This is a genomic window from Cesiribacter sp. SM1 (assembly GCF_020178975.1).
GTDB lineage: Bacteria > Bacteroidota > Bacteroidia > Cytophagales > Cyclobacteriaceae > Cesiribacter.
On sequence record NZ_JAHXBU010000047.1, the window covers coordinates 61,181 to 77,358 of the forward strand.

General features: G+C 46.5%; 16 protein-coding genes. 5 read left to right on the forward strand and 11 right to left on the reverse strand.

The genetic code is table 11. The annotated features are described in order from the left end of the window. Positions 1 to 69: 69 nt before the first annotated feature. The 5 genes from KWJ01_RS11630 to KWJ01_RS11650 form a co-directional block, all read right to left on the reverse strand. The gene (locus KWJ01_RS11630; RefSeq protein ID WP_224996615.1) at positions 70 to 1,422 is read right to left on the reverse strand and encodes an amylo-alpha-1,6-glucosidase; all 1,353 of its coding nucleotides are present in this window, start codon (positions 1,420 to 1,422) and stop codon (positions 70 to 72) included. Beyond that, a complete protein-coding gene (locus KWJ01_RS11635; protein ID WP_224996616.1) occupies positions 1,412 to 3,010 on the reverse strand; it encodes a vitamin K epoxide reductase family protein in 1,599 nt (532 codons plus the stop codon). The genes KWJ01_RS11630 and KWJ01_RS11635 overlap by 11 nt, the downstream gene beginning before the upstream one ends. Before the next feature lie 109 nt (positions 3,011 to 3,119). Next, positions 3,120 to 3,452 (reverse strand): four-helix bundle copper-binding protein, encoded by a 333-nt coding sequence (locus KWJ01_RS11640; protein WP_224996617.1) that lies wholly within the window; start codon positions 3,450 to 3,452, stop codon positions 3,120 to 3,122. Between the two features lie 299 nt (positions 3,453 to 3,751). After that, entirely contained in the window at positions 3,752 to 4,771 is a 1,020-nt protein-coding gene (locus KWJ01_RS11645) for a potassium channel family protein (RefSeq protein ID WP_224996618.1), read from the reverse strand. Positions 4,772 to 4,815: 44 nt separating this feature from the next. Beyond that, positions 4,816 to 5,043 (reverse strand): hypothetical protein, encoded by a 228-nt coding sequence (locus KWJ01_RS11650; protein WP_224996619.1) that lies wholly within the window; start codon positions 5,041 to 5,043, stop codon positions 4,816 to 4,818. A gap of 136 nt (positions 5,044 to 5,179) precedes the next feature. Here KWJ01_RS11650 and KWJ01_RS11655 point away from each other — a divergent pair, with 136 nt between their 5' ends. Beyond that, positions 5,180 to 5,509, forward strand: coding sequence for a helix-turn-helix transcriptional regulator (locus KWJ01_RS11655; protein ID WP_224996620.1), 330 nt, complete (start codon positions 5,180 to 5,182; stop codon positions 5,507 to 5,509). 94 nt (positions 5,510 to 5,603) lie between these two features. Here KWJ01_RS11655 and KWJ01_RS11660 read toward each other — a convergent pair whose 3' ends face one another. Both KWJ01_RS11660 and arsB read right to left on the reverse strand, forming a co-directional pair. Beyond that, on the reverse strand, positions 5,604 to 6,221 hold the full coding sequence (locus KWJ01_RS11660) for a protein-tyrosine-phosphatase (RefSeq protein WP_224996621.1): 618 nt from the start codon (positions 6,219 to 6,221) through the stop codon (positions 5,604 to 5,606). A gap of 46 nt (positions 6,222 to 6,267) precedes the next feature. Next, positions 6,268 to 7,380, reverse strand: coding sequence for an ACR3 family arsenite efflux transporter (arsB, locus tag KWJ01_RS11665; RefSeq protein WP_224996622.1), 1,113 nt, complete (start codon positions 7,378 to 7,380; stop codon positions 6,268 to 6,270). 421 nt (positions 7,381 to 7,801) lie between these two features. Here arsB and KWJ01_RS11670 point away from each other — a divergent pair, with 421 nt between their 5' ends. From KWJ01_RS11670 to gap, 3 genes are all read left to right on the forward strand, one after another. Continuing rightward, on the forward strand, positions 7,802 to 9,271 hold the full coding sequence (locus KWJ01_RS11670) for a potassium/proton antiporter (RefSeq protein WP_224996623.1): 1,470 nt from the start codon (positions 7,802 to 7,804) through the stop codon (positions 9,269 to 9,271). Further along, positions 9,243 to 9,680, forward strand: a complete 438-nt coding sequence (locus tag KWJ01_RS11675; protein ID WP_224996624.1) for a glycosyltransferase family A protein — start codon at positions 9,243 to 9,245, stop codon at positions 9,678 to 9,680. The genes KWJ01_RS11670 and KWJ01_RS11675 overlap by 29 nt, the downstream gene beginning before the upstream one ends. Positions 9,681 to 9,959: 279 nt before the next feature. Beyond that, positions 9,960 to 10,970: a type I glyceraldehyde-3-phosphate dehydrogenase gene (gene gap / locus KWJ01_RS11680; protein WP_224996625.1), complete on the forward strand. Its 1,011-nt coding sequence runs from the start codon at positions 9,960 to 9,962 to the stop codon at positions 10,968 to 10,970. 146 nt (positions 10,971 to 11,116) lie between these two features. On the opposite strand, the gene KWJ01_RS11685 is transcribed toward gap, so the two are convergent. Beyond that, positions 11,117 to 11,329 carry a dodecin family protein gene (locus tag KWJ01_RS11685; RefSeq protein ID WP_224996626.1) on the reverse strand — a complete coding sequence of 71 codons (213 nt, stop codon included), beginning with the start codon at positions 11,327 to 11,329 and terminating at the stop codon, positions 11,117 to 11,119. 653 nt (positions 11,330 to 11,982) lie between these two features. Between KWJ01_RS11685 and KWJ01_RS11690 the strand changes: the two genes are divergently transcribed. Continuing rightward, positions 11,983 to 14,187, forward strand: coding sequence for a tetratricopeptide repeat-containing sensor histidine kinase (locus KWJ01_RS11690; protein ID WP_224996627.1), 2,205 nt, complete (start codon positions 11,983 to 11,985; stop codon positions 14,185 to 14,187). Between the two features lie 172 nt (positions 14,188 to 14,359). On the opposite strand, the gene KWJ01_RS11695 is transcribed toward KWJ01_RS11690, so the two are convergent. The 3 genes from KWJ01_RS11695 to KWJ01_RS11705 are packed head-to-tail and all read right to left on the reverse strand — an operon-like array spanning position 14,360 to position 16,178. Then, the gene (locus tag KWJ01_RS11695; RefSeq protein ID WP_224996628.1) at positions 14,360 to 15,277 is read right to left on the reverse strand and encodes a DUF5777 family beta-barrel protein; all 918 of its coding nucleotides are present in this window, start codon (positions 15,275 to 15,277) and stop codon (positions 14,360 to 14,362) included. Then, entirely contained in the window at positions 15,264 to 15,806 is a 543-nt protein-coding gene (locus KWJ01_RS11700) for a YceI family protein (protein ID WP_224996629.1), read from the reverse strand. The genes KWJ01_RS11695 and KWJ01_RS11700 overlap by 14 nt, the downstream gene beginning before the upstream one ends. 18 nt (positions 15,807 to 15,824) lie before the next feature. Then, positions 15,825 to 16,178, reverse strand: a complete 354-nt coding sequence (locus KWJ01_RS11705; RefSeq protein ID WP_224996630.1) for a hypothetical protein — start codon at positions 16,176 to 16,178, stop codon at positions 15,825 to 15,827.

The following is a 16,178-nucleotide window of genomic DNA, read 5'->3' on the forward strand; positions in this document are numbered from 1 at the left end:
ATCCTCTTGACCGGGATGTGAATAACAACTTTAAGACTGGTTTTTGTCGTCATCTGTAAAGTACCTGGGTTAGAAGCCAGGGGAGGGAATGTCTGACGATGACCTTTTTTCCATTTGGATCATGTCTACCACTAGTCCTGCCCAGGTAAAATCTTTTGCACCATAGCCTTCGCCTGTAAATGGATTGTAGTATTCTCTAAAACCGCTTGATTCAATTAGCTTTCTAATACTTTCTACCAGCTTAGTAGCTTCCCCGCTATGCCCTTTTTCTATTAAGAACTGATGCAGGAACCAGTTATTGAAAATCCAGGTGGGGCCACGCCAGATGTACATAGATTCACCCGGGTTAAAAGAAGGATGGTTTTTAGCCACCGATGGAAGAGGATAAGGAACGTCAAACTCCTGGCTGTTGAACAGGTGCCTGTCAATAACTTTTTGAGTTATTGTTTCGGGCATATTCTCCAGAACAGCAGGAAAGAACACGGTAGGCGTAACTACATGTATTTTCCTGTTATCCTTTCCATACACATCCAGGAAGGCTGCAGATGCTTCATCATACATCACAGCAATGATACTCTTCACAACCTTTTTACCCAGTGATCTGTAGCGCTCGGCATCTGGGTCGTCTGCTTCGCTGCACAAATCAGCCAGGGCAAATAGATTTTGTGCATAGATGGTATTAAACCCTACCTCCTTTACCAGGAAATACCCTTTTCTGTAGATCTTCTGCAGGTTGTAGTTGTAAACAAAGTTTCTCAAGTCCACGCCTACATATTTTACAAACAGCCTCCAATCAGCCTTTCTTTGAGGCATCCCCAGTGCTACATCAAAAGTAGGCTTGAAGTCGATCCCGGATTCAAAGGGTGAGATAATGGTGATAAGCCCATCACCCTCAAAGTCCCGATGCAGTGCAATCCAGTCAAACAGCTTCTTGAGCTTGGGCAGCATTTCTTGTAAAAACTGTCTATCTCCACTGTTGTGGAATACTTTAGCGACTGCCTGTGCTACCAGCGGGGGCTGTATTAGCGCTGACATATGCTCCTTGAAGAAGCGCTTTCCTAGTCCTGGCTTTAGCTGAAAAACATCGGTACTTCTGCCTGGTACCAACCGATCCCAGTAAATCATATGCCCGACAAACCCATCTTCCTCCTGTAGGGCAAACAGGCTGTACAGATGCTCCTTTGCCATTTCATGCTCACCCAGGGCACTGAAGATGAACACATGAAAGCAGGTGTCCCAGAAGAACTGAAAAGGATAGCGGCCAGGAGATGGTTTCGTATAATGAAATGCGCTTCCGTTTTCCTTGCGGTGCCCCCTGATCATGTTGTTGTGCAGGAGCTGTCTTACCCTTTGGAACAGCTCCTGATCGGCTGCATTTTGGTCGGGACTACTATCTGGAAAAGCCTTATTTCTATTTGACATACTTATCCCATAAGCCGTAAGTTTCTGTTTTAGCTCCTTTTGGGATGGCCAGGGCAGCAACGATCAAACCAGCCACTGCACCACTAATGTTCAGGGCCAGGGTGCTGTCTGCTGTAAACCAGGGGCCGATTGCAACTACCATGCCCAGCAGCACATTTCCCCAGCGCCCCATGCGGAGCACTTCCCCCATGCAGATCACAGAAAGAACAATGATCAAAGCTCCTGCTACGTGGTTGATATGGGCTGACATGGCTTCTATGCTTACACCGAAAGTAGCCGGGGCAAACATCAGCCAAAGCCCTAGCAGGGAGGAAGCCACGAGCGTCCAGGGAAAGCTCATCCCCCAGATAGAAGCTTTGTATACCTTGCCCGGCATTTGAGGAAACTGCATGAGCTTGGGAGATCGTTCGTCTTTATTCATCTCAAAAGGTTCGCCCCCTTTCCAGAACACTTTCCAGAGGTTGTCGCCTCGCTTTTTGGCCTGCACCATGTGCTGACCCATCGCTATTACTTCATCGGCTTCCAGGGGAATCATAGGAAGCATAATGGCTGCCGCCAAAAGGCAGAAGGTACACCATTCGCCTACTACTACTGGCTGGGAGATCACCAGGAATATGTGCACCAGGCCTAAAGGAATAACCAGAATACCAAAAACAGCTACCATCCAGGGCATGGTGCGCCAGCGGCTGGGGCTGCCCATAAAGCCCATCAGAAACTCAAAGGTATAAGCCAGGGCACCCATGGCTCCATCCGAAATAAAAAGGGAGTGTGACATCTTTGAGTTGAGCACCTGGCGTGTGCTTTCGCCAAAGAAGGGATCCCAGGCATGGTCAATGTATCCTAGCTGAAAAGCACCCAGGTAGCGCGATACACCCCACCCGGCAAAGGCTAGCACAATCATGATCCAGCGCTGTGGCCAGCTGGAGGGGTTATAGCTCCAGCCAGGAGGTACTGCAGATCCCATTTTCATGTACATGATCATGTTGGGCATGCCGGGAATCAGGATGGTCAGCGATATGACCAGCATGCCAATAAGGGTGTTGTTGAGGTAACCAGCAGCTGTTGGAGACCAGAATAGCACCGGGGCAATACTTAGCCAGATGCCAATAAAGCAGCATATCCAGAGACTAACAGGTCTGTTAGGGCTAAGCGAGCGCCAGCCAAAGAAGATCAACCCAAGGCCGCTGATAATATCGCTCCATTTCATGAAAAGGATGCGCTGTTCCAGGGACAGCCACAAATCACGACCACCGCTGGGATCAACAGTTCCCTTTGCATAGCTGAAGGTTAAAGGAGAAAGCACCATCCACACCCCCAGCATGATGATGGCCCAGTAGATCCAGAGCGTTTGCATGTGGTGCATGTGCAGCATGTTCTGCCGCATCTCTTCGTCCATCTTCATGCCGCCCTTTTTTCCCTCTCGATGTTTTTGGTGCTGGTCTTTCTCCTGCTCGCCATCATCATGTGACTGCATCTCTTTATGGTGCTGCCTGATCTGTTTTTCGGCCATAGGACGGCTCACACCACGCATGGCCATTCCGCCATCCTTTTCTTTTTTGTCCTTTGAATCTTTATTGTGATGCTTCATGCTGAAAAGATTAAAAAATTCCTGAATAGGGGGTAAAGCTTGTACAACGGTGAACACAAAAGCACCAACCCCATTGGAGCCAGTGCTTTTGGTTTGGAGCTTAGAAAGCTTAAGCGCCTACACCGGCATAGCTGCGGCAAACCTGCTCACACTCAAAGCATGCCCTTGCGCATTCTTTACAGTGATCAGACTGGTGCTTGTCGCACTCCTCACCACAGGCACGGCAGATCTCTGCGCATTGTTGCAGAATAGTACCGGAATAAGCAGAGTGAGAGGCTACATAGCTGTGCGCCAGCATACATATTTTAGCACAGTCTCTATCCAGGCGAATGCACTTTACCATCATCTTGATATCGTCTTCGTCGAGGCAGGCATCTGCACACATATCGCAAGCGGCTGCACACTGGGCCAACTTTTGAAGCAATTCTCTATCGTGAGCCATGTTAAAAAATTTTAGGTTTAAAAATTTACTACACTACTAACATCTTCATCTGCGCAGTGTTTAGGGAAAGCCCCTTCTGAAGGGCTTAAGGCTGTACAAGATTATGCTTTTTATGTGTGGAATTATGAAGCGATGTACATTGGCTGTGTAGTGCTGGCTATTACACAAGTTCCGGCACACTGCATTTAGTCCTGTGGCTGTTACAGCACTTGGTCATGCGCAAACCATAGCAATCAAGTATAGCGGGACGCAGTAATAAACTCATTTCACGAGTTGTAGAAAGAGATGAGTAGTTTCGTTTAGTTTCTCTCCTGGGTGCAATACACTTCCTGCCAGCTCCAGCCACTGCCTAGCAGAATATTGGCAAAGACCTTTCTCCGGTTTACAAACTCCTGGTCAGATTCAAAGAACAGCTTTGCTTTTTCAGTGTCTATAGGAATTCCGGAATTCCTGAGCTTTTGCAAGTCAGACTCTGGTAGTGGGTGTTGCTCCAGCAGGTTATAGTTACTGGCAATCCTGGTGTAAAAGTCCAGGGTGTCTTCCAGTGTAAGTAGCTCTTTATCATCAGGACTAAACTCCTGCTTTACTACATGTTTTAGGAGGCCTAAGGCTTCATTTAGCTTTGCCAGGTTAACAACAATCGAGCGGTTGGCATCTCCTGCTCTAAAGTAGAAGACTACCGGATAGGCTTGGTAATTCTGTGTGTGCTGAATAAGTTTTTGATAAACGTTTGATAACCTGTTAAGCAGGCGGTCAAAGTTCTTGCCATTCCAGCCATTGATGATAATATCTTCAGGACTTTTGCCAAGGCTGTTAATAAACACACCTATACCTTCCTGTAGGATCACCGCCGATAATATAGGGACAAAGTAGGTGATGGAAACCGTAATGAAAATAAGGCCTGTAAATGACACAATGTTAGCCAGCAGCCGCCATACATCTGAGGCAGGAATATATTCACCGCTACCAAGCGTAGAAAGGGTGTAGCCAACAAAATAAAAGAGCTTAAAACCCTGTACCGGCGCATGTGTGCTGCTGGTTACAACAGCATCGGCACCAAAAAGAAAGATCAGGAAAAAGCCAAGCCACAGTGCAATAACCCACACCAGTAAAACGACCAGCAGTATGAGATAGCCAGCATGATTAAGGAGTTTCTTGTTGTTTAGTACTTCTGAGATCTTCAACAGGAGTTTCCAGAACCTGCTGGAGATAAAATTTGTAACCATGCCCCCTCCTTGTAAAGAAAGAGCTGTAAGAACAATGTCCCGAAGAATGAGCGTAATCAGTACGAAGCCTACAACCAGATAGAGGTAGTTCATATGAGATATCTACAATGGCACCATTGGCTAATAAGTAATAAAAGTCAAAGCAGCAGTGCTGTATAAAGAGAAAGTTCTACGGCAAAAGCCCGGAAGTTGTTTTTCCGTGCCTGGGGCAGCTTTTCTTTTAGTACGTACATAACAGTACTGCCGGCAATAAAAAAGATGAGAATCATGATCCTGGCATCAGTAATCTCTGCCAGCACCCCTATGAGACGTCCTGCAGTAATAGCCCCGGTGATAATCCATAGGCCTTTTTTGGTAGTGCCCACCTGGGTTTAATCCTTGACCGGAAAATGAAAGGCACGGCTACGGTGTACCACCGCAGGATGATGGGGTTACTTTTATAGAACCAAATAGAGCAAATTTCATCGTTATCATGTATTATTACGGTAAAGCGATTTATAGATGGGTGTAACGAAGTCAGACTTATTTGACGAGCGAATTAATAACATGGCCACCGTTGCCAAAGCAATTGGTCATCCTGCAAGGGTGGCAATACTGGAGTACCTGCTCAACAATAAAACCTGTATCTGCAACGACCTGGTAGAAGAATTGCCACTTTCTCAATCTACCATCACCCAGCATCTGCGGGAGTTAAAACAGGTAGGCTTGATCAAAGGCGAAATAGAAGGTCCCAGGGTAAATTACTGTATTGATGAGGAGGCCTGGAATGATGCCCGTAGCGCTTTTGCTGCTTTCTTTGCCAGGCTTGTTCCTAAAAATGACTGCTGTTAAGCTGTTTTGCTGATATTCAAAAAAATACATAGGCCTCCTGCTAATCGCATTGGAGGACTTTCTTATGATAGGGGTGCTGCAGCTTTACAGTAATTTAAACCAGTGAAAAAGCGTATAGCATTTCCCTGCCTATTTGCCCTAGCCTTTCGCTGTACTTCCGGGCCTCCTGGGGAGTGCCATCGAAGTTTTTGGGGTCATCATAAGTTACCGGCAGGCGTAGTTCAGCACCAGGAATAAAGGGGCAATTCTGATCTGCATCAGAGCAGGTCATTACCGCACAAACTTCATAAGCTGAATTGGCTTTATCGTCAAACCTTTTCGACCAGGCTTTTACCAGCGCTGCTCCTTCGGCAAACTTTACTGCGTAGAGCGGATTATCTCCCTGCTCAAGGATTTCAATGCTAAAGCCTGCTGCTTCTGCTGCCCTTACAGCTCTTGGGTTAAAAGCAGTTGCTTCGGTGCCGCCCGAATAGCACCTTACACCTTCAACATCATAATAAGCAGCTGCAGTTTGTGCCCAGATTTGGGAAAGATGGCTCCTGCGTGAGTTGTGGGTGCAGATAAAGTTGAATTGTGCCGGTTTGCCTTCAGCCAGCTTGCTGCGGGTATAGTCAGCAAGTTTTGCCAATACCTGCTTTCTTTCTTCCGGTATCTGTCCAAACTCCTGTTCCAGTTCCTGCGCGTATGCGTTCAGTTGCGGATATAGTTTCATATAAAGGGTATCAGTAAAGTCTGGTTGAGAAATTACAGGCGAAGAATCAGGCACTTTTTGCCTCTGGGTAAGATGCTTTGGGCGTTATTCTATCATTATACAGCTTTCGCCTGAGCCAGAAAGCCACCCTCACCAGGAGTATTAGTACCGGTACTTCTACCAGCGGGCCTACTACGCCAGCAAAGGCTTGTCCGGAGTTAAGGCCGAATACGCCTATGGCCACAGCTATGGCGAGCTCAAAGTTGTTACCGGCTGCTGTAAACGATACAGCAGCGTTTTTAGAATAGTCGGCTCCGCTGGCCTTGCCGGCAAAGAACGTCACCAGGAACATAAGCACAAAGTAAATTACTAAAGGAATGGCAATGCGGACCACATCCATCGGAATATTAACGATCAGCTTGCCTTTCAGGCTGAACATCACCAGAATGGTAAACAGCAGGGCTACCAGGGTAATGGGGCTGATGGCCGGAATGAATTTCTCCTTATACCAGGTTTCTCCATATTTAGTAACCAGCAGCAGGCGGGAAAGGAAACCGGCTGCGAAAGGAATACCCAGGTAAATCAGCACACTTTGGGCTATTGCACCCATGCTGATATTAACCACATGCCCCTCTATGCCAAAGTAAGGAGGCAGCACGGTAATGAAGATATAAGCAAAAAAGCTATAGGTAAGTACCTGGAAGATGCTGTTAAAGGCTACCAGGCCTGCGCCATATTCAGTATCGCCTTTGGCCAGGTCATTCCAGACCAGCACCATGGCAATGCAGCGGGCCAGGCCAATCATAATCACACCTACCATGTATTCAGGATAATCGCGAAGAAAGGCAATGGCCAGGAAGAACATCAGCACAGGGCCAATAATCCAGTTCATCAGCAGCGACAGGCCAATAATCCTGAAATTGCGGAATACTTTTGGCATCTGGGCATAATTTACCTTAGCCAGGGGCGGGTACATCATCAGGATCAGCCCAATGGCAATGGGTATATTGGTGTTATTTACCTGAAAGTTATTAATGATGCCTTCTGTTCCGGGAAACAGGTAGCCAAGGGCAATGCCCAGTACCATGGCCAGAAATATCCAGAGCGTAAGATAGCGGTCCAGAAACGAAAGCTTCCTGGGCTTATCGGAAAAGGCAGTGGTGGTTATGGGTTTTAGCATGGTGTTAGGTTCAGCTGGCTTAACAGCAACTCAATAAAGGAAAGCCCTCCAGAACGAAAGCGTACAGTTCTGCTGCCAGTGTAACAGATACTAGCGCTAGCAGCAAAGCTTTATTGCTATATCGCAATATTACGATATGAGCGTAAAATCAACAAGCTCTCCCAGTGATAGTTTATGGGCCTGGTTGAATTTTTTCGGGAGCAGTTTTTTAAATTATCGCCGGGAGGGATTTCATTTAGGCTGTGTCTGATGCCTGCTTTCTTTGTTATTGTGCCAGTTACAGAGGTTTATTGATGGAGAGAGGTAGTTTGTTTGTGCCGAGCCGGCATGAAACTTTTTTGCAGCTGTTAGGCAATGTTTCGGTTAAACCTTTGCGGGCGTTTCACTGGTTAATAACTTGCCATTCTATAGTCCCTCAAACATGAATTTAACAACTGAGAATATTCTGCTTATTGGTTCTGTTCTTCTTTTTATCAGTATACTGGCAGGTAAAACTTCCTATCGCTTTGGCGTGCCTACGCTCATCTTCTTCCTGGTGGTGGGTATGCTGGCCGGCTCTGAGGGAATAGGCAAGATATATTTTGATAATATGGTAACAGCCCAGTTTATCGGGGTGGTTGCCTTAAACTTTATTCTGTTTTCAGGTGGCCTGGATACCAAATGGGACTATATAAAACCTGTACTAAGCAGGGGCTTGCTGCTTTCTACAGTTGGTGTTTTACTTACTACCGCCAGTGTGGGGGCCTTCGTCTGGCAGGTTACCAATTTTACTTTGCTGGAGGGACTGCTTTTGGGAGCCATTGTTTCATCTACCGATGCAGCAGCCGTATTCTCTATTTTAAGGGCAAAAAGTGTTGGCTTAAAAAAGAACCTGCGCCCAACCCTGGAACTGGAGAGTGGCAGTAACGACCCCATGGCCTACTTTCTTACCCTTACCTTAACCTCACTGGTAATCGACCAGAACCAAAGCTTTTTATCTGTTATTCCGTTTTTTATCAAACAGATTCTTTTTGGTGTAGCGATAGGCTTTGGTATGGGTAAGCTCAGTGTGCTGCTCATTAACAGAATAAGGCTTGGTTTTGAGGGGCTTTACTCTGTGCTGGTAATTTCCCTGATGGGCTTTACCTTCTCCTTTACCGATTCTATTGGCGGCAACGGCTTTCTGGCCATTTACCTGGCTGCAGTCTACATTGGCAATCATGATATCATTCATAAAAAAACGATCATGCGCTTTTTTGACGGTATTGCCTGGCTGATGCAGATCGTACTCTTCCTTACCCTGGGGCTTCTTGTTTTTCCCAGCCAGATCCTGCCCGTAATAGGTATTGGTCTGCTCATCTCCCTCTTTATGATCCTGGTTGCACGTCCCATCAGTGTGTATGTGTCGCTGGTGTTTTTCAGGCTTAAGCACAGGGAAAAGCTGTTTATATCCTGGGTGGGCTTAAGGGGCGCGGTTCCTATTGTATTTGCAACTTATCCCCTGATAGCCGGGGTGGAAAAGGCTAATATGATCTTCAACATTGTATTTTTTATATCAGTAACCTCTGTACTACTGCAGGGCACTACACTGCCCCTGATGGCAAAATGGCTGCACGTTGCAGTACCTGAAAAATTAAAAAGAAGAACGCCTTTGGATATGGAGCTTTCAGATAATGTAAAATCAGAGCTAACAGAAATTATAATTCCTGCCGATAATGAGGTGGTAGGCAAGCAAATTGTGGAACTGGGTTTTCCCAAAACTGCCATTATTGCCATGATCAAAAGAAACGGGGTTTTTATTACACCCAATGGCTCTACTGTGCTGGAGCCAAGAGATACCCTGCTGGTACTTGCCGAGAATGAAGAAGGCGTAGATGCAGTTTATGAAAGCCTGCACATTTCTGAAGTCTAAAAACTGTTCATCACAATGCTGCAGCACAACTTACAGTGCACTGGAAAAGGTGCCGGTACTGCTGCCTGTAAGAAACAGCATGGCTACCATCAGGAGAGTCCTGGATAGTCTATGGCAGCATACTTTGCAGGAGTTTAGCGTAGTGCTGGTAAACGACGGTTCTACCTATGCAACAGCTGATATTTTAAAGACCTGTACCGATACCAGGCTAAGGGTTATTAACCTGCCGCCCATGGGTCTGCCAGCTGCCCTTAATGAAGGTCTGCAGCACTGCACAGCTCCGCTGGTTGCACGCATGGATGCCTGCCCTATGCTTTGCCAATCGGCATGTGTTGTTAAAGTGGCTGTCTGTGCCTGTTCCGGCACAAAGTGCGTATTTGGCTTTGAGTACCTGTTAGGGTGCAGGTAATCTGTTAGAATATGAGTTAAAGAAGCCTGCTCAATGACAGATATCATATTTTATTCAGAAAAGTGCGGCTAACTATGCAGCAGCGCTTTTCAGAGCACAGTAGTGGCTGGTGTTTTGCCTGTAGTTGCAGCCAGAACTAACATAATGGGAAATAAATTGGGGCCATTATAGATTTAAATCTGACATGGTGGCTTACAGGATTGAAAAAAATACCATTTTCGCCACGCGAGATCCTGAAACACAAGGCAGGGCCTTCATTATTAATAAACATTAGTTGTTATGTCAAAAATTAAAGTTGGAATTAACGGTTTTGGTAGAATTGGCCGCCTGGTTTTCAGGGCTGCCGAAGAAAGAGACAATGTAGAGGTAGTGGCCATCAACGACCTGATGGATGTAGACTACATGGCTTACATGCTCAAATATGATTCTACACATGGCTTGTTCAAAGGCGAAGTAAAAGTAGAGGACGGCGCCCTGATCGTAAATGGCAGGAAAATCCGTGTTACTGCCGAGAAAGATCCTTCAAACCTGAAATGGGGAGAGGTTGGCGCTGAATATATTGTAGAATCTACCGGGATTTTCCTGACTAAGGAACTGGCCCAGGGTCACCTGAAAGCAGGTGCCAGAAAAGTAGTGCTTTCGGCACCTTCTAAAGATAGTACACCTATGTTTGTAATGGGTGTAAACGAAAAAACTTACAACAGCAGCCTGGATGTGGTATCGAATGCTTCCTGCACCACCAACTGCCTGGCTCCGCTGGCAAAAGTTATTCACGATAACTGGGGCATTGAAGAAGCTCTCATGACAACCGTACACGCCACTACAGCAACGCAAAAAACGGTTGATGGTCCTTCTGCCAAAGACTGGCGCGGTGGCCGCGGTGCCGGTCAGAACGTTATACCTTCCTCTACCGGTGCTGCAAAAGCAGTAGGTAAGGTAATTCCTGAGCTCGATGGCAAACTTACAGGCATGGCCTTTAGAGTGCCTACCCCTGATGTATCTGTGGTAGATTTAACGGTTAGGCTACAGAATCCTGCCAGTTACGAGGAAGTATGCCAGAAAATGAAAGAGGCATCAGAAACCTCGCTGAAAGGTATCATGGGCTATACCGAAGATGCAGTGGTTTCCAATGACTTTGTGGGAGACGCCAGAACCTGTATTTTCGATGCTACCGCCGGTATAGAGCTCAATAACAAATTCATGAAGCTGGTTGCCTGGTACGATAATGAGTGGGGATACTCCAATAAAACTGTAGACCTGGTTGTGCACATGGCCAGCGTTGAAAAGTAAAATCCTGAATAAGGTAAAAGGGCCGGCTCTAAGCGCTGGCCTTTTTACTTTTCCATACTTTCTCTTGCTGTGGCATAAGCACCATATAAAGCAAATGAAGCCAGTCCTTCGCAGGGCTGGCTTCATCTTCATAAGGCTATTCAGGATTAACCGTTCAGCTTGTCCACCGTGAACGACACTTTGGCATTCACACCATAGGAAACAATATTATTATCCTTTACATCAGCTTTCATTTCCTTCACATATACAGAAGAAATGTTCTTCACAGATTTAGATGCTTCCTGTAAGGCATTCCTCACAGCGTCATCAAAGCTTTTTTCTGATGTTGCAATTACTTCAATTACTTTTACTACACTCATAAAATTTGTGTTTTGGGTTAAAAAAATATATTATCGTAGCCATTGGCAGGGTAGTGTAAAGGTTTACCCACATTCCCGCTACCAGCCGTAGCCTTAGCATCTAAGCTTACCCGTTTTGGCTTGCAGAAGGGGATAATAGTTTTTAAATCCTGTATGCAAGCACTACTTCTCGGGTGTTAGCAATGGCTTAAAAAGGCTGCATCAGCAGCAGAATAAAGGCTCCTTCCTGCGGAGCATTCTCCGCAGGCAGGAAGCCACTCTATTTAATAATTGATAATCAATCCATTTGTTGCTCTTTCTATGCCAGTTATTTCTGTTGCATACTTTGCAGGCCACATTCAGATAACTGCAGCTCTATGTAGTTGTTTGTTAATCCATTGATATTTAGAGGGTACAGCAGCTGGAGGCCTGTCTCCGTAAAGTGGAACAAGCCTTGATATTCTTTTGTAACTGCAGCTTTTTTACATCTGAAAGGCAAGCTTTTACATACACAAGTAACATAAGCTGTATTGCTCATATGTATGAAAGAACCAGCTTATGGTAAAATAATTATGAGATACTGTGTTATTTTTGAAGGATTTTATGCAGGATAACTAAATCATCAGCTGGATGATCTCTTTACCTGATCAATGATGTATGTTAAAATCAGACCCATGAGTGCCGGCAGAGAGATTAGAATATACAGATGGGTGATTTTCCTCCTGCTTTTTATGGCCAGTGCCGCTGCTTTGGCAAACAGTGCCAGCCTGCCTAAGGGAGCCACTGCTGCACATCCGCCACTATCCCCGGAAGATTCCGCGACTATACATCAGCACCTGAAAGATGCAGATAAAGTTAGTGTTTACGACCAGCGTAAGGCAATTCAGCATGTAAACAAAGCCCTCCGCTTATCAGAACATCATCAGTATAAAAAAGGAATTGCCGATGCTTACCAGTTAAAGGCCGACCTGTACGTGATGATGGAAAGCAGTGATTCTGTGCGCATTTTGTTCGAGCAGGCCCTGGAACTTTATATGGCACTCAAAGACCCGGAGGGAATTTCATCATCCAGGGCTGGGCTGGGCTACTGGTACTACATGCGTGGCGATTATGCAATTGCCCGCTCATACAATCAGCAGGCACTGGAGGGCTTTAAGGCCCTGAATAATAGCAAAGGCATTGCACAGGTGCAAAATCAGTACGGACTCCTGTGCTGGAGCGAGGGCAACCTGGCTGATGCCCTGCGCTATTTTCAGCTGGCGACCCCTCATTACAAATATGCCGAAAATAACCTAGGGCTTATTTACCTGGAACTGGCACAGGATACTCTGGCGCTGATTCATTTTCAAAACAGCCTGAAGTTGTATGAATCCTTAGGGGATGAAGTTGGCAAAGGCATTGCCCTGGGCAATATGGGTGTTGCCTACACCAGCCTGAAGCAGGATTCCCTGGCACTGCAGTATTTTTACAAGTCGCTTGCACTTAGCGAAAAACAGGAGAGCCTGGAAGGAATAGCATTTTGCAAGAAAAGCATTGGCTTGCTGAAGCTGGGCCAGAACAAGCTGAACGAGGCGCTGGTGTACATTCAGGAGGCAAATAAAATTTACGATAGAATTGGTAGTAAGGAAGGGATGGGTTTCTGCCTGTCGGGCATAGCAGATGTTTACCTTAAGCAGGAAAACTACCCGCAGGCCATTAGCCACGCAAACGAAGGCATGGACATAGCCCGTAAGCTAAATAGTAAACAGCTCATAAGCCAGACAGCCAAAACACTGGCATTGGCCTATAAGCATGAACAGCACTTTGAGCAGGCTTTTAAATACCAGGAACTGTTCCAGCAGTACAGCGATAGCATACTCAATACCGACAACATTCGTCAGCTTGAGGGCATGCGTTACTCTTTTGAGCTGCAGAAAAAAGAAATTGAAAATGTAAGGCTGCGAAATGAAAAGGAATTGCAGCAGGCCAGATCGCACAAGCAATTGCTGCTCATACTGGTAATTGGTGGAGGCCTGATAGTAGCCCTGCTCTTACTGATGCTGCTCCTGAAAAGCAGTATAGCCAGAAAGCGTAGCAACCAGTTGCTTGCCCAGCAGAAAGAGCAGATCTTGATGCAGAACGAAGAACTGCAGGCTACTAACGAGAAACTGGCCGAACTGGACCGGGAAAAAGATGGCCTGATGAGCATTGTAGCCCATGACCTTAAATCGCCCCTGAACCGGGCACATGCCCTGGCGCAATTGGTGAGAATCAGTGGGCCCTTAAACACAGATCAGGCCACTTATTTACAGCTGATAGAGAAGGTGGCAAATGATGGTGGCAGGCTGATAGAGGACCTGCTCACACTTAACCAGGCACAGCAAATAAGCGAGGAGCTTAGCCATACGCCTATTGTGTTGCCAGACTGGCTTGATGTGCTGCTGGTTGGTTACCGGCAGCAGGCAAAAGCAAAAAATATCCGCATAGAATACCAGCCATTAGCTGTGCCCGTAGCGCTTAAAATAGACGAAGATGCCTTAACACGGATTTTAGACAACCTGTTGTCAAATGCGCTAAAGTTCAGCAAGGCGGGAAAAGACCTTTTCATCAGCCAGAAGGAAAGCCCCGAAGGAATAAGGATTAGCATTCGGGATGAGGGGCCGGGCATTAGCCGGGACGACCAGCCTAAGCTGTTTAAGAAATTTCAGCGCTTAAGTGCCAAGCCAACTGCGGGTGAAAGCTCTACTGGCTTAGGCATGGCAATTGTAAAAGCTCTGGCAGAAAAAACAGGAACAGAAATCTATGTGGAGAGTGAGCCTGGCAAAGGCACACAGTTTACAGTTCTTATTCCTAAAAACCTGTACCAGCACCAGCCCCACCAGCCCCTGCAAAAAGTGTAAACCAGTGCCTCATAAGCATTTTGTCTGGCCAAACATAACAGTGCGGGCTGAGATTAATGTACACTAATATATCATCTGTTTTCTGCACTTATCAGTAGCCGAAATGCTGTTGATTATGATTAAGCCTGAAGGGATGAAGTGATTCTGGCAAAACATGCTAATCTCAAAACCCTTAAGGGGTGACCTGATTATTACTACGGAGCTGGAATACCCGGGAAACATTAAAGCCAAAGTGAATATCACCATCGAAGAAGTTGCCGGTGGTTTGGGTAATAAAGCCCCGCTCCTGCATGGCCCGGGCATTGGTAAGGTGGAGCTGAAACACATGCCCGCCGGTTTCAATATCTAGGCCAATTGCAAGTGCGTTGTAGTTGGGCTGCAGGAGCGGTTCGTTAAAGCGGTAGTAGTACTCAAAGTTAAGTGCCAGCCGCTTGTTTAGCTTATAGCGTCCGCCGGCACCCAGGGCATAAATATCATTGCTGTCTTCTTCCGTAAGGCTAAGGTTGCGGTGCACCACTGCAGGCATCAGCTGCAGGGAAAGCCGCTCGCTGAATTTTCTGGCAAGCAGCAGCTGCCAGGTGTAGGTAAGCCGGTTGCTTAGGCTTAGTTCATTGGCCGACTTTAAGGTGCCAATAGCAGCACTGGAAAAAAGAACGGCAGAAAGTGGAGCTGTGCCTTTACCGTTGCCCTGCTGTAAGAGCTTGTATTTTATAAAGCCATCGTACACTCTCTCAAAAGAACTGCGGCCAAAGCCTATATTTAATCGGTTGGTAAGGCCATAGTCAAGGCCCAGCCGAATGTTGGCTTCATCGAGGCCAAAAAGATTGTAGGCGCCACTGTTAAGCCTGCCAAAGCGGTGGGAAATAATGAAATCGAGCACGCCCTGGCTGCGGGTTTCAATGGTGTGGCCGTTAATAAGGCGTGTGCTTTTAAAGGTGGCCGTGGTGTATTCCGGCTGTGCAGGATCCTGCTGCTCCCTTAGGGCATCCAGCAGCTCGTCCTGTGCCTGCAGCGAGTGTGCAGCAGATAAGGTGAACAATAAAGTAAACAGCAGCATAAAGATGCGCTGTTGCCAGCTATTTCTTTTCATAGGGCAGGTATTTAGCTTTAACAGTTACCTCTACTTCTTCTGCTATGTTATAAAAAACCAGGCTTGGAATTTCCACCTCGTAATCGGCTACTTTAACCGGAAACACTGCCGTGAGATAGATTTCCTTATCACGATATTCAAGCGTTCCCGCTGCCTCTACATTGCGGTTAACACCATGAATATTCATCTGGCCCCGGGCCACTACCTTTTGCACTCCCTTTTGCTGCGGGTTAAAACCGCTTAGTTTTCCCTTAAAGGTGGCATCAGGGTACTTGTGCGATTCCATATAGTTCTCGTTGAAATGTTCCTGCATCAGCTTTTTCTCAAACTCAAAGGTTTTGATGGGGATCACAAAAGCAATTTCGGCAGTCTGTGTGTTCAGCAGGCTTTTTGCCCTGCTGCTGATGGCTTCAATGTTCTCCATGGGTGCACTGGAAAAAAAGCTCACCCGACTTTCGGCAAGCTGGTATTGCTGGCTGTACAGGGGCAGGCTTGCAAATAAGCACAGGCTTAAAAGGTATATCTTCATTGTTGGATATTTAAAGGTTTACTCTTTTACTGCTCCCTGCGCTATCCAGCAGCTTATCAGCTGTATTTCTTCAGCGCTTAGGCTTTTTCCGGACGAAGGGGGTGGCATCTGCAGGCTTTGCGTCATATGATGTATATCACCAGCCCTGGCTTTTATCTGCTCATAGGAGGTAAGTGTTGGCTGTGTTCCACCAGCTGCATGGCAGCCGCTTATGGCACAGTTTGCCTGTACCAGGGGCTCAATGTGAGTGGTAAAAACAACAGGCTCGGCACAATCACTGTCTGCTCCAAAGAGGCTCTCCTCGTTCTGGTATTCGCAGGCGCTGGTTAAAATCATTAAAACCAGGGCTGCCGCTGTGGGTAAATTGGCCAT